The organism is Caldimonas taiwanensis NBRC 104434, assembly GCF_001592165.1.
Taxonomy (GTDB): Bacteria; Pseudomonadota; Gammaproteobacteria; order Burkholderiales; family Burkholderiaceae_C; genus Caldimonas; species Caldimonas manganoxidans.
This window is the reverse complement of sequence record NZ_BCWK01000019.1, coordinates 1-14,458: the sequence shown is the minus strand read 5'-3', so window position 1 is coordinate 14,458 and position 14,458 is coordinate 1. Positions and strand designations below refer to the sequence as shown.

Genomic DNA, 14,458 nt, shown 5'->3' with positions numbered 1-14,458 from the left:
ATCCGTGACTTGTCTAGATTGGTACAGGCGCAGCGCCTCAGGGCTCGCGCCAGATGGAACCGCAATGCACACTCCCTTTGCCTTGTTGGGCCGACGTGGCGCACTGGCGCTGGCCTGCGCAGCCTTGCTGACGGCCTGCAGCTCGACCCCGAAGGACGAGACGGCCGGCATGAGCGTCGAGCGAGTGTACTCAGAGGCCCGCGCCGATGCGGCGGCCGGCAACTACGAGCGTGCCATTCGCCTCTACGAACGCCTCGAAGGTCGCGCCGCGGGCAGCCTGCTGGCCCAGCAGGCCCTGCTCGAACTGGCCCACACCTACTATCGCAGCGGCGAACGCGCCCAGGCCTTGGCCACGATCGAGCGCTACATGAAGCTCTATCCGGCCAGCCCGGCTTCGGATTACGCCCTCTATCTCAAGGGGCTGATCAACTTCAACGACAACCTCGGGCTGTTCGGACGCTTCTCGCGGCAAAGCCTGTCCGAGCGTGACCAACAAGCTTCGAAGGAAGCCTACCAGGCCTTCCGCCAACTCGTCGAGCTGTATCCCGAATCGGTCTATGCCGCCGATGCTCAGGCGCGCATGAATTTCATCGTGAATTCCCTCGCCCAGTACGAGGTGCACGTGGCGCGATACTACTTCCGGCGTGGCGCCTACCTGGCAGCGGCCAATCGGGCTCAGCTCGCCGTGCGCGAATACCAGCTGTCGCCTGCAGTGGAGGAAGCCTTGTACCTGATGGCGCAAAGTTACGACCGCTTGGGGCTGCCCCAGCTGCGCGACGATGCCCTGCGCGTGCTGCAGAGGAACTTCCCGCAAAGCATCTATCTGGGGCAAGCCGGCATGCCCCGCATGAACTGAAGGGCTCGGGAGACGCTTCCACCCGCCCGGTCAAACCGTCGGGGCCGCTGCGGCCAGTTCCGACAACCAAGCCAGCGCCTCTTCTTCGCGATCGAGCCAACGCATGGGCGGCAGCGCGGCTCGCAGGCGGCGCCCATAGGCCATGGTGGCCATGCGCGGGTCGCACACGACCAGCAAGCCCCGGTCGCTTTCCGTGCGGATCAAGCGTCCCGCGCCTTGCTTGAGCGCCACGGCCGCCTCGGCCAGGAACAAGTCGTTGAATGCACTACGGCCTTCGGCCTCGAGACGGCGCACGCGAGCTTCGATCAGCGGATCGTTGGGCGGTGGAAATGGCAGCTTGTCGATCACCACGCACTGCAAGGCATCGCCAGGCACGTCGATGCCTTCCCAGAAACTCTGCGATCCCACCAGCACGGCTCGCGGATGGGCCAGAAAGTCCTGGATGAGTTGACGTTTGGGCGCATCCCCCTGGCGCAACACGGTAATGCCCAGCCCCTCGGCTTCGAACCGTTCGCGCAGGGCCTGCGCAATGGGCTGCAAGGCCTTGAGCGTGGTGGTCAGCACAAAGCTACGCCCACCCAACACCGCAGCGCACCGTGCGGCCAGCGCCGCCACGGCCGCCGGGTGCCCGGCCTCGTTGGGCCTGGGGAAGCGGCGCGGCACATAGACACAGGCATGAGACGGGTAGTCGAAGGGGCTGCCCACGCGCAGCACGGTGGCTTCGTCCAGGCCTGAGGGCTCGGTGAACCAGCTCAGCCGCTCGTCGTCGCCCAGCGTGGCCGACGTGAAGATCCAAGCCTTCGAGGAGGCTGCGAGCTGCTCGCGCATGGTCTCACGAATGTCCAGTGGCGACTCCATCAGCCGCACCTGCTGGTGACCGACATCGATCCATCGCACCCGCCCCGTGGGCACCGGCTGCGCAAAGGAACGTGCACGCTCGGCCAACAGATTCAAGCGCTCGGCCAGTCGCACGAAATCCGGGGCTGCACCCGCCACTGACTGCACCGCCTCATGGACAGCGCGCAGCGCCTGGTCCAGGACCATCAACGCTTCAGCGAACTCACGGCGAAGTGATCGTTCCTGCCAACGCAGCTTGACCGCCCCCCGCAAGTCGTGCAGTGGGCCGGCCGCGGCCAGCCGCAGTTCACGTGCGGCGCGCTCGATCTCAGCGGCCAGGAGCTGCCAGTCACGCATTCCGCGGGCGTGCTGCAAGCCAGCGGCCAGCAGATCGCGAGCCAGGTCGATGAGCGCGCCCGTGCTCAGCGAGGCCCCGAGAAACTGCACGCCGGCTTCGCCCAACTGATGGGCTTCATCGAAGACCACGACATCGACCGTCGGCAGGAGTTCGGCCATGCCTGTCTCACGCAAGGCCAAGTCGGCAAAGAACAGGTGGTGGTTGACGACCAGCACGTCGGCAGCCATCGCCTCGCGGCGGGCTTGCATCACATGGCAGCCCTGGAAGCTGGGGCAGTCGCTGCCCAGACAATTGTCGCGGGTGGAGGTGACCCAGGGCAGCACCGGCGAGCGATCGTCCAGTCCGGGCAACTCGGCCAAGTCGCCGGTCGATGTGGTTTGGGCCCACTGCTCGATGCGGGCCAGGGTGCGCACCGCGCCGCGGTCGGGCCACTGGGCCATCTGCCGGGCCTGCTGCAGCCGGTGCACGCACAGGTAGCTGGCTCGTCCTTTGAGCAGCGCCATGCGCAGCGGCAAACCAAGGGCATCGCGCACATGGGGCAGGTCGCGCAGGAAGAGCTGATCCTGCAGGCTCTTGGTGGCCGTGCTCACCAGCACCCGCCCACCGCACAGCAACGCGGGCACCAGGTAGGCATAGGTCTTGCCAACTCCGGTGCCGGCCTCGGCCACCAAGACCCGGCGCAGCGACACGGCCTCGGCGATGGCAGCAGCCAGTTGGGTTTGGATCTCGCGTTCGCGATAGTGCGCATCGGCACGGGCCAGCGGCCCCTCAGGCCCAAAGGCCTGACGGGTGGCCGCCACCAAAGCTGCGGCAGCCGCCTGGTCGCACGCCCTCATCGGCCGCATCCCCCACCACGGCTGCACGGCCGCCGCGCCTCAGGCCGACTGCGGCGGATCGAGCTCGGCCTCGAGGCGGGCGATTTCATCGCGCAGCAGGAGACGGCGTTTTTTGAGGCGTCGCAGCGAAAGTTCGTCAAGAGGGGTACGGCATTGGGCGCCGTCGATCAAGCCATCGAGGTCGGCGTGCTCCATGCGCAACTCGATCAGCCGACGCTGAGGCGAGTGCAAGTTTTCGTCCATGGCCCATCACCGTTCAAAATTTTCGGCGCAGCGCAAGAAGCCTGGATTATAGTTTTGGCCTATCCACGCCCAAATTCCATGAGCACATCATCCAAGGGATACCGCCTGAGTGCAGCCACGGGCATCCACCGGGGGGATCGCATGTACCAACAGGACCAGGTGGACATTCTGGTCCATTCCCGCGTGCCGGGTTGTGTGCTGGCCGTGGTGGCCGATGGCATGGGCGGCAAGAGCGGGGGCCGCAAGGCCTCCGACCAGGTGATCCTCACCGCCCGTCAGCTCTTCGACCGCTACTCCCCCACGAGCGAGGACGCGCGCGATGTGCTCAAGCAACTGGTGTTGGAATCCCACCTGATGATCAAGCTGACGGCCATCACCGCCGAGGAAGAACCGCACAGCACGGTGGCCGCTTTCCTGATAGGACCGAACCGCGAGTGCGACATCATCCATGCTGGCGATTCGCGTGTGTATCACTTCCGCGGGCCGGAGATGGTCAGCCGCACCAAGGACCATTCCTACGTCCAGCGCCTGGTCGACGAGGGACAAATCTCCGAGGAAGAGGCCAACACCCATCCGCAGTCGAACCTGCTAACGGGCTGCTTGGGCACCTTCCAGGATCCGCCCATCACGCTGCACCACATCGAACGACTCGAAATCGGCGATTCGCTGTTGGCCTGTAGCGACGGGTTGTGGCATTACTTCACTCCCCGTGAGCTGGGCGCCATCGTCAACACCCTGCCCCCCCGAGAGGCCAGCGAGATGCTGGTGAGCAAAGCCCGTCAACGTGCCCGCGGCGGTGGCGACAACCTGTCGCTGGCCTTGGTGCGCGTGGACTTGTTGACCTGAGGACCGATCGGCGCCTTGGGGCGCCCACCGCGGCTCAGGTCAGTCGCGTATCGACATCGCGCCGCTGCAAGGACAGGAATTCCCGCGACTGCATTTCCTTCAGTCGTGACACCGTGCGCGGAAACTCATGCGCCAAGGGGCCTTCGGTGTATAGCTGCTCGGGTGGCACCTCGGCCGACATGATGAGCTTGACTCGACGGTCGTAGAGGACGTCCACCAACCAAGTAAACCGCCGGGCTTGTGAGGCCATGCGCACCGGCATGTGCGGCACGTTGGACAGCAGCACGGTGTGAAACTGCGAGGCCAGTTCGAGGTAGTCGTTCTGCGAACGCGGGCCACCGCACAGTTCCTGGAAATCGAACCACACCACACCGCCGGCACGTCGGCGCGCGCGGATCTCGCGCTGCTCGATGTGCAGCACGGGGCTCTCGTCGCGCGCCTCGGCCAGCTCCTCGAAGGCCCGGGCCATTTGCGCATCGGCGTGTTCTCCGAGGGGGCAATGGTAGAGCTGGACATGCTCCAGCGTGCGCTGCCGGTAGTCGGTGCCATTGTCCACATTGATGACCTCGAGATGCTGCTTGAGCAATTCGATGGCCGGCAAGATGCGGTCCCGATGCAACCCGTTCGGATAGAGCTCGTCGGGATGAAAGTTCGAGGTCGTGACGATACTCACTCGGTGCTTGAACAGTGCCTCCAGCAGTCGGTGCAGGATCATCGCATCGGTCACGTCGGCCACGTGGAACTCGTCGAAGCAAATCAGACGGTAGCGTCGCGAGATGCGTCGCCCGAGTTCGTCCAGCGGATTGACCGTCCCTTTGAGGTCTTGCAGTTCGCGGTGCACCTCCCGCATGAACTCGTGGAAATGCAAGCGGGTCTTGCGCGTGAGCGGGACGGCCTGGAAGAAGCAGTCCATCAGGAAGCTCTTGCCCCGCCCTACCCCGCCGTACATGTACACACCCCGCGGAATGGGGGGATGACGCAGCAGCTTGGTCAGCGCGTTCGAGCGCCGAGCCTTGTAGGCCGCCCATTCATCCTGACAGCGCTGCAAGGCAGCCACGGCACGAAGTTGCGCCGGGTCGCTGCGGTAGCCGCGTGTCTTCAGTGTGTCTTCGTACAGCTGGGTGACGCTGGTCATGGCGATCCTGCGTGTTCAAGAAAAAGGGCGACGTGGCCGTCGCCCTGCTTCACGCCCGCGTGCCTGGACGTCAGAAGTTGAGGCTGCGCTTGTCCACCGCCAAGGCGGCCTCCTTCGTGGCCTCCGACAGCGAGGGATGCGCGTGGCAAATGCGGGCGATGTCCTCGGCGCTGGCCTTGAACTCCATGGCCACCACGGCTTCGGCAATCAGCTCGGAAGCCAACGGCCCGACGATGTGCACGCCCAGGATTTCGTCGGTCTTGGCATCGGCCAGGAACTTGACCATCCCGGTGGTATCGCCCAGCGCCCGGGCCCGCCCATTGGCCATGAACGGGAAGGTGCCGGCTTTGTAGGCACGCCCCGCGGCCTTGAGCTGCTGCTCGGTCTGGCCCACCCAGGCAATCTCCGGACTGGTGTAGATGACCCAGGGAATGGTGTTGAAGTTGACATGCCCATGCTGACCGGCGATACGCTCGGCCACGGCCACGCCCTCTTCCTCGGCCTTGTGGGCCAGCATGGGGCCGCGCACCACGTCGCCCACGGCCCAGACGTTGGGCAAGTTGGTGCGGCAGTCGTCATCCACCACGATGGCCCCGCGTTCGTCGAGCTTCAGGCCCACCGCCTCGGGGTTGAGGCCCGTGGTGTTGGGCACCCGGCCGATGGAGACGATGAGCTTGTCCACCTTCAGCACCTGGGCTTGGCCTTTGGCATCGGTGTAGGCCACGCTCACGCCATGCTTGCCGGCTTGAACCTCGCCGATCTTCACGCCCAGCTCGATCTTCAGCCCTTGCTTGTCGAAGGCTTTCTTGGCCTCTTTGGCGATCTGCTCATCGGCAGCCCCCAGGAAGGTGGGCAAGGCTTCGAGGATGGTCACCTGGGCGCCCAAGCGACGCCACACCGAGCCCATCTCCAGGCCGATCACACCAGCGCCGATGACACCCAGCGTCTTGGGCACCGCCGCCATGCGCAGGGCCCCGTCGTTGGAGAGGATGGCTTCTTCGTCGAAAGCCACACCGGGCAAGGCCCGCGGGCTGGAGCCGGTGGCCACGATGATGTGCCTGCCGGTCAGCGTTTCCTCGACCTTTTCACCACGGACCTGGATCTCGTATCCCCCTTCAACGGCCTTGGAGAAAGACCCGCGACCGTGAAAAAAGCTGACCTTGTTCTTCTTGAACAAGTAGAGGATGCCGTCGTTGTTTTGCTTGACGATGCTGTCCTTGCGGGCCAGCATCTTCGCCACGTCGATGCTGAGCTTGCTCAGCCCGATGCCGTGGTCGGCGAAGTGGTGCGCCGCATGTTCGTAGTGCTCGGACGACTGCAGCAAGGCCTTCGAGGGGATGCAGCCGACGTTGGTGCAGGTGCCCCCCGGTGCCGGGGCACCCTTGTCGTTTTTCCACTCGTCGATACAGGCCACGTTGAAGCCGAGTTGGGCTGCGCGAATGGCGGCAATGTAGCCCCCAGGCCCCCCGCCGATGACGATGACGTCGAATTGTTGGCTCATTCCTGCGCCCCCTCAGATGTCGAACAGCAGGCGGGCCGGGTCTTCCAGCGCTTCCTTCATCGCCACCAGGCCCAGCACGGCCTCGCGACCATCGATGATGCGGTGGTCGTAGCTCATGGCCAGGTAGTTGATCGGACGAATCACGATCTGGCCGTTTTCGACCACCGGACGGTCCTTGGTGGCATGCACCCCCAAGATGGCCGACTGCGGCGGGTTGATGATCGGCGTGGACAGCATCGAGCCGAACACGCCGCCATTGGAGATGGAGAAGGTTCCTCCGGTGAGCTCTTCCAGCCCCAGCTTGCCGTCCTTGGCCTTCTGGCCGAACTCGGCGATCTTCTTCTCGATCTCGGCAAAGGTCATCTGATCGGCATTGCGCAAGATGGGCACCACCAGGCCGCGCGGCGAACCCACTGCGATGCCGATGTCGAAGTAGCCGTGGTAGACGATGTCGTTGCCATCGACCGAGGCATTCAAAATCGGGAACTTCTTCAGCGCATGCACGGCCGCTTTCACGAAGAAGCTCATGAAGCCAAGCTTGACGCCGTGCTCCTTCTCGAACTTCTCCTGGAATTTCTTGCGCAACTCCATCACCGGAGCCATGTTGACCTCGTTGAAGGTGGTCAGGATGGCATTGGTGGCCTGCGATTGCAGCAGACGCTCGGCGATGCGGGCGCGCAGTCGGCTCATGGGCACGCGCTGCTCGGGGCGATCGCCCAGGTTCAGGCCGGGAACGTTGACCTGCGGCAGCGGCTTGGCCACGGCCGGGGCCGCCGGCGCTGGGGCGGCCGCCGGCTTCACCCCAGCCTCGATGGCGCCCAGCACATCGCCCTTGGTGATGCGGCCATCCTTGCCGGTGCCGCTGACCTGGGCGGCGCTGAGGTGATGGTCGGCCATCAGCTTGGCTGCCGCAGGCATGGCCACACCGGACTTGGCACCACCGGCGGTTGTGGGCGCCGGCGCTGCGGCCGGGGCGGCCACCGGTGCGGCCTTGACTTCCAGCGGGCTGACCTGGGCATGCCCCTCGGTGTCGATCTTGGCGATGACTTCGTCACTGACGACCGTCTCGCCATCGTTCTTGACGAGTTGGACGAGCACACCGGCGGCCGGCGCAGGCACTTCGAGCACGACCTTGTCGGTTTCGATTTCGATGAGGATCTCGTCGGCGCTGACGGCTTCGCCCGGACGCTTCTTCCAGGACAGCAAGGTGGCTTCGGCCACCGATTCGGACAGTTGGGGAACCTTGACTTCGATGATTGCCATGATCGTTCTTTCGCTATGCGTGTCGCCGCGCACAGGGGCCACCGCGGGCAGCCCGTGTCAACGCGTCCGGGTGACGAGGCGCGGCGCCGTCGCCGACCCGGGGACAGGACTTACTTGGTGAGCACGAACCCTTTGAGCTTGGCGAAGGCTTGCTCGAGCAAGGCCTTCTGCTGCTCTTGGTGAAGGTGAACGTAGCCCACCGCCGGCGAGGCCGAGGCCGGACGGCCGGCATAGCCGAGCTTCTGGCCTTCGAGCATGTTCTCGTGGATGTAGTGCTGCACGAAGAACCACGCCCCTTGGTTTTGTGGCTCGTCCTGGCACCACACGACATCGGTGGCGTTCGGATATTTCTTGAGCTCGGCGGCAAAGGCCTTGTGCGGGAAGGGATAGAGCTGCTCGACGCGGATGATGGCCACGTCGAAGGCCTTCTTCTCTTCACGCTTCCTGACCAGGTCGTAGTAGACCTTGCCGGAGCAGACGATCACGCGCTTGACCTTGGCGGCGTCGATTTCACTACCGACTTCGCCGATCACGGTGCGGAATTCGCCCTTGGTGAACTCCGACAGCGGCGAGGTGGCTTCCTTGTTGCGCAGCAGCGACTTGGGCGTCATCAGCACCAGCGGCTTGCGGAACATGCGCACCATCTGGCGACGCAGCACATGGAAGATCTGGCTGGCCGTGGTGGGCTGGCAGATCTGCATGTTGTTGTCGGCAGCCAGCTGCATGAAGCGCTCCAAGCGTGCCGAGCTGTGCTCAGGGCCCTGACCCTCGTAGCCATGGGGCAGCATCAACACCAAGCCGTTGGCACGCCCCCACTTGACTTCACCAGAGGCGATGAATTGGTCGATGACCACTTGGGCTCCGTTGGCGAAGTCGCCGAACTGAGCTTCCCAAATGACCAGCGTATTGGGGTCGGCCGAGGCATAGCCGTACTCGAAACCCAGCACGGCTTCTTCGGACAAGATCGAGTCGATCACGACGAACGGAGCCTGGTTGTCGGCCACGTTCTGCAGCGGGATGTAGGTGCCTTCGTCCCACTTCTCGCGGTTTTGATCGTGCAGCACGGCATGGCGATGGGAGAAGGTGCCGCGACCGCAGTCCTCACCCGACAGCCGCACGGGATAGCCACTGGCCACCAAGGAAGCAAACGCCAGGTGCTCACCCATGCCCCAGTCCACGTTGATCTCGCCACGGCCCATGGCTGCGCGGTCGGCAATGACCTTTTCCACCAGAGGGTGCAGCTTGAAGTTGCTCGGAACGGTGGTGATGCGTTCAGCCAGGCGTTTGATCTCGGCCAGCGGCAGCGCGGTGTCGGCCGCATCGGTCCATTTCTTGCCGAGGAACGGCGTCCAATCGACGGCGTACTTGCTTTTGAAGTTGGTCAATACCGGATCAACGGTATGGCGACCCGCATCCATCGCCGCGCGATAGGCCTTGACCATCTCTTCGGCCTCACCGGAAGCCAGCACGCCTTGGGCTTCGAGCTTGTCGGCATAGAGCTTGCGAGTGCCGGGATGCTTGGCGATCTTCTTGTACATCAGCGGCTGGGTCAGCGAGGGCGTGTCCTGCTCGTTGTGACCCAGCTTGCGGAAGCACACGATGTCGACGACGACGTCTTTGTTGAACTCCTGCCGGTAATCCAGCGCCAGCTGGGTGCAAAACACCACGGCCTCGGGATCGTCGCCGTTGACGTGCAGCACCGGCGCTTCGATCATCTTGACGACATCGGTGCAATACAGCGACGAGCGGGCGTCGCGCGGGTCGCTGGTGGTAAAGCCGATCTGGTTGTTGATGACGATGTGCACCGTGCCGCCGGTGTAATAGCCGCGGGTTTGCGCCAGCGCCAAGGTCTCCATCACCACCCCCTGGCCGGCGAAGGCCGCATCACCATGCACCAGGACCGGCAGCACCTGGTCGCCCTCTTTGTCGCCGCGCCGATCCATGCGCGCTTTGACCGAGCCTTCGACCACCGGGTTGACGATCTCCAGGTGCGAGGGGTTGAACGCCAAACTGAGGTGCACTGGACCGCCGGGCGTGGACACGTCGCTGGAGAAGCCCTGGTGATACTTCACATCGCCAGCGGGCAGGTCTTCCTTGGCGGTGTGTTCGAACTCGGCGAACAAGTCCTTGGGCATTTTGCCCAAGGTGTTGACCAGCACATTGAGGCGCCCGCGATGGGCCATGCCGATCACGATTTCTTGCACGCCTTTTTCGCCAGCGCGCTTGATCAGCTCGTCCATCGCGGCAATGAAACTCTCGCCGCCTTCGAGCGAAAATCGCTTCTGGCCGACGTATTTGGTGTGCAGGAAGCGCTCCAAGCCCTCGGCGGCGGTCAGGCGCTCGAGGATGGTTTTCTTCTTCTCGGCGGTGAACACCGGCTTGGAGCGGGTGCTTTCCAGACGCTCTTGCCACCAGCGCTTTTCGGCCGGCTCGGTGATGTGCATGAACTCAGCACCGATGGTGCCGCAGTAGGTCTCGCGCAACGCCTGCAGGATCTCCCGCAGGGTCATTTGGTCGGCCTTGGTGAAGTAGGTGTTGGTCGCACTGAAAGTGATGTCCATGTCACTTTCAGTGAGGTCATAGAAGGCCGGCTCGAGTTCGGGAATGCGCGGACGCTCGTGGCGCTTGAGCGGATCGAGGTCGGCCCAGCGGGAGCCAAGGAAGCGATATGCAGCGATCAGGGATTGGACGTGCACCTGCTTGCGCGCCACGGCCAGATCGGCACTGCTGGCCTTGACCGCGAAGGCATTGGACTTGGCGCGCTGAGCGAAGGATTCGATGATCGGGGCGTGTGCCACGTCACGCGAATCGCTGCCATCGACGGCCGGCACGTTCTGAAGGGCGTCGAAGTAGGCGCGCCAGTTCTCGGGCACTGCCCCTGGGTTGTCAAGGTAGGTCTCATACAACTCCTCGACATAGGGGGCATTGCCCCCGAACAGGTACGAATTGGACCTGTATTGCTGCATCATCTCGCTCACCTCATGCCCCGGTTTCCAGGGCTGTTGGCTGGTTGATCAACCTTCCGCGACACGGCTTGACCGGTTGGCGGATTGCGACCCGCCTTCACTGCGAATTCACTCAGAAACCAGCAAAGGGGACGGGAAGGACCGAAAGTCTGAAGCCAAGACTCTAACACTCCTGGCGGTCAAGGACCAATCCGCAATCTCCACATCCTCCGACGCGCGCCCCCCCTCAGCGGCTGCCCGGGCATCCCGCCGCCGGGGCCACCGTCTGGAGCAGACGCTCGAACTCGTCGGGATCGGATGGCGGAGCATACAGATAGCCTTGGAACTGGTCGCAGCCAGCCGCGCACAGGAACTGGCGCTGCAGATCGGTCTCGACGCCCTCGGCGATGACCGTGATATGCAAAGCCCGTGCCATGCTGACGATGGCGCGCACGATGCCCGCATCGCTCTCATCGGCCGGCAGCCCAGCGATGAAGGAGCGGTCGATCTTGAGCTTGTCGATCGGGAACCGCTTGAGGTAGCCCAGGCTGGAGTATCCAGTGCCGAAATCGTCGATCGCCAGGCGCACACCGATTTGCGCCAGCTGTTGCAGGCGGCTGAGCGCCTCCTCGGCATCCTGGATCAGGATGGATTCGGTCAGCTCCAGTTCGAGCCGATCGGGCGCCAATCCGGCGGCCGACAGCGCGCCGGCGACGCGGTCGACGAAGTTGGCTTGCTGAAATTGCAAGGCCGACACGTTGACCGAAACCTGCAGCGCACGCCCCTGGGCCTGCCAGCGCGCAGCCTGTTGCACCGCCTGGGTCAGCACCCAGTCGCCCAAGGCGACGATGAAGCCGCTTTCCTCGGCCACCGGGATGAACTGCGCCGGCGAGACATCGCCGAGGTCCGGATCGCGCCAGCGCAGCAGGGCCTCGGCCGACAGCACCTGGCGAGTTTTGATGTCCACCTGCGGCTGGTACACCAGGCGGAAATGACCTGCGGGCAAGGCCTGGCGCATGGCATGGTCGATCTTCATGCGCGCCAGCAGGTCCACGTTCATCTGCGGCTGGTAGAACCGGAAACTGGCCCGCCCCCGCTCCTTGACCCGGTACATGGCCGCATCGGCATTTTTGATGAGGTCGTTGGCCGTGGCCCCGTCATCCGGATACATCGCGATGCCGACGCTTCCGGTGACCGTGAAGCTGAGCTCGTCGAGCTGCACTGGCAAGCTCAAGGCCTCGAGAATGCGCCGGGCAGTGGCCTCCGCCCCGCGAGCATCGGCTTGGTGCAGCAACACGACGAACTCATCGCCGCCATAGCGGGCCACGGTATCGACCTCACGCACGCAGCGCTTGATCCGCTCGGCCACGTCCACCAGCACGCGGTCTCCGTAGAGGTGGCCCAGCGAGTCATTGATTTGCTTGAAGCGGTCCAGGTCGATGAACATCACCGCGAAGCGGCCCTGCTCGCGCCTGGCCATCGCAATGGCGAAGTCCACTCTTTCGGCGAAGACCAAGCGGTTGGGCAAGGCCGTCAGCGCATCGGTGTAGGCCAACTCTTCGATGCGTCGCTTGGCTGCAAGCTTGTCAGTGAGGTCTTTGACGAAGGCGATGTAGTGCAAGGTGTCGCCTGCGTCCCCCTGCAAACGGACCATTGAGACATGGCAGGGGCCGCTGCTGCCATCGGCGCGCAGGTAGTGCAGCTCCGCTTCGACGCTGCCACGCTCATCGACCGTGGCACGCAGCCGATCGATGGCCCCTGGATCGGCCGGGTCGTGAACCAACTCGCTCCACCGCCGACCCAGCAGCGTTTGGCGTGGAGCACCGCACAACCGGGTGCAGGCAGGGTTGGCCGCCAGCACCGAAAGCTGGCCATCGGTGATGAAGATGGCATCGGGGCTGGCATCGAACACTTTGGCCGCCAGCTGGAGCTGGGACTCCTGCGCCAGCTGCTGCGTGATGTCGCGGTATGAAAAAACCCGACCAATGGGCCGCCCCCGGCTGTATTGAGGGCGGGTGACGCGCTCGATCACGCGGCCCGATTTCAAGACGATCAAATCCGTCGTCTCCAGCAAGGGCGAGCGTGCAATGAGCGCGAGCCTGTCGTCGTAGGTTTGTACGTCGGCCACGGCCTCGCGCAGCCACGCAAAGATGGCTTGGTCGTCACGACGCAAGGTCAACGCCCGAGGAAAGCCCCACAGGTCGGCCAAGCGTTGGTTGTAACCGCGGATGTTGCCGTGCAGGTCCACGGCGAGGATGCCATCGGCCGTGGATTCGAGCGTGGCGCGCAACTCGGACACCAGGCGCTCGAGCTCGTCTTCCACACGCCGCTGCTCGCTGCGGTCCCGCACGCCGACGAGGTACAGCGATTGGCCTGGCGCCAAGCGCAGCAGACTCACCCGGCGCTCGACCGGGACGGTCGTGCCGTCGGCCCGGCACACGAGGCTGTCGGACAGGATGCGGTCGCTCAAGCCGGCGGCCACATCCTCCCAGAACAACATGTCTTCCGGCGTGGCCGCCAGCTCGATGGCGGCCTTGCCGACCAGGCTGCCCTGACTGACGCCCAGCAGCTCATGGGCGGCTTGGTTGGCCGCGACCACGCGCAGATCCACCGGATCGACCATCCAAACCGCTTCGAGCATGCCGTCGATCAGATGCTGCAAAACCGGCATCAGATGGGATGCACTCATGCGGGCCCCTCGTCCTCGGGCTCCGACGATTCCACGGCCCGTTCAAAGAAGTAGCAAATGCGCTGGCGGGGAGACAGATAGTCCAGCGCCTCACGCGGCAGTTGCAAAGGCTTGAGGCTGCGGCGCACACCTAGCTCCGGATGGGCCTCGAGGTTGACGATCAAGGCTTCTTCGGCAGGCGTCTTGGGATCGTGCACGATCACGCGCGGCTTGAGTGGACGGGCCGAATTGACCGAGACGACCAGCGCATAGCGGCCATCGGTGAGCTCGACCACCGAGCCCGGCGGATACACCCCCATCATCTTGATGAAGGCACTGAGGGTGGGTGCATCGAAGCGCTGCTTCATTTGCGCGAAGATCAGCGACAAGGCCTCATGCGGAGTCAAGCTCTTGGCCGGATGCAGTGGATTGCACAGGTTGTCGTACCGGTTGACCAGCGCCACGATGCGCGCCAGCGCACTGATGCGTTCGGCGGGCAAGCGCTGCGGAAAGCCCCGGCCGTCGGCCTGCTCGTGGTGCTGAGCCACGACCAGCGTGGCCTGGGGGCTGAGCTTCATTTTGCGCACCAGGCTCACGCCATGGGCCACATGTTCTTGATAAAACTGCAATTCAGCCGAGCTGGACAGCTCGTCCTTCCAACGCACGCGGTCGGGCAATTCGAGCTTGCCCACATCATGCAGCAACGCTCCCAGGCCCAAATCTCGCAGCTCCTGCGGCCCCATCCCCATGGCGCGGCCCAAGAGCATGGATAAAACGGTCACGTTCAGACTATGGGTGGAGGCGCGATCACCGGCGGCCTCGTGAAGCAAGCGAATGCAGGTATCGTGCGCCCCATCGATTTTGTCGAGGAAGCCATCGACCAAGCGCTCGGAACGTTCGCGCGCGGACTCCGGCTGGCTTGGCACGATGTCGGTGATTTGACGGAATTCCCGTGCCGCCTGGGTGAACT

Annotated in this window: 10 protein-coding genes; 2 read left to right on the top strand and 8 right to left on the bottom strand. The window is 64.2% G+C overall.

What is annotated here, in order from left to right:
• Positions 1–64: 64 nt before the first annotated feature.
• On the top strand, positions 65–856 hold the full coding sequence (locus CTA01S_RS13425; protein WP_062196276.1) for an outer membrane protein assembly factor BamD: 792 nt from the start codon (positions 65–67) through the stop codon (positions 854–856).
• Positions 857–886: 30 nt separating this feature from the next.
• On the opposite strand, the gene yoaA is transcribed toward CTA01S_RS13425, so the two are convergent.
• Positions 887–2,887 (bottom strand): DNA repair helicase YoaA, encoded by a 2,001-nt coding sequence (yoaA, locus tag CTA01S_RS13420; RefSeq protein WP_062196273.1) that lies wholly within the window; start codon positions 2,885–2,887, stop codon positions 887–889.
• A gap of 39 nt (positions 2,888–2,926) precedes the next feature.
• The gene (locus CTA01S_RS13415) at positions 2,927–3,130 is read right to left on the bottom strand and encodes a DUF465 domain-containing protein (RefSeq protein ID WP_019560257.1); all 204 of its coding nucleotides are present in this window, start codon (positions 3,128–3,130) and stop codon (positions 2,927–2,929) included.
• Between the two features lie 78 nt (positions 3,131–3,208).
• On the opposite strand from CTA01S_RS13415, the gene CTA01S_RS13410 reads away from it, so the two are divergent.
• Complete coding sequence (locus tag CTA01S_RS13410; protein ID WP_026330072.1) at positions 3,209–3,976, top strand: PP2C family protein-serine/threonine phosphatase; 768 nt, start codon at positions 3,209–3,211, stop codon at positions 3,974–3,976.
• A gap of 34 nt (positions 3,977–4,010) precedes the next feature.
• On the opposite strand, the gene zapE is transcribed toward CTA01S_RS13410, so the two are convergent.
• The 6 genes from zapE to CTA01S_RS13380 all read right to left on the bottom strand — a co-directional run.
• Positions 4,011–5,111 (bottom strand): cell division protein ZapE, encoded by a 1,101-nt coding sequence (gene zapE, locus CTA01S_RS13405; protein WP_019560259.1) that lies wholly within the window; start codon positions 5,109–5,111, stop codon positions 4,011–4,013.
• A 70-nt stretch (positions 5,112–5,181) separates the two neighbouring features.
• Positions 5,182–6,612, bottom strand: a complete 1,431-nt coding sequence (gene lpdA, locus CTA01S_RS13400; protein WP_062196271.1) for a dihydrolipoyl dehydrogenase — start codon at positions 6,610–6,612, stop codon at positions 5,182–5,184.
• A gap of 12 nt (positions 6,613–6,624) precedes the next feature.
• A complete protein-coding gene (odhB, locus tag CTA01S_RS13395; protein ID WP_062196269.1) occupies positions 6,625–7,875 on the bottom strand; it encodes a 2-oxoglutarate dehydrogenase complex dihydrolipoyllysine-residue succinyltransferase in 1,251 nt (416 codons plus the stop codon).
• Positions 7,876–7,985: 110 nt separating this feature from the next.
• On the bottom strand, positions 7,986–10,844 hold the full coding sequence (locus CTA01S_RS13390; RefSeq protein WP_062196318.1) for a 2-oxoglutarate dehydrogenase E1 component: 2,859 nt from the start codon (positions 10,842–10,844) through the stop codon (positions 7,986–7,988).
• Between the two features lie 223 nt (positions 10,845–11,067).
• Positions 11,068–13,509 carry a sensor domain-containing protein gene (locus CTA01S_RS13385; protein ID WP_232301064.1) on the bottom strand — a complete coding sequence of 814 codons (2,442 nt, stop codon included), beginning with the start codon at positions 13,507–13,509 and terminating at the stop codon, positions 11,068–11,070.
• Positions 13,506–14,458: HD-GYP domain-containing protein (locus CTA01S_RS13380; protein WP_062196265.1), on the bottom strand; the 953-nt coding region annotated here is incomplete at its 5' end. The genes CTA01S_RS13380 and CTA01S_RS13385, both read right to left, overlap by 4 nt.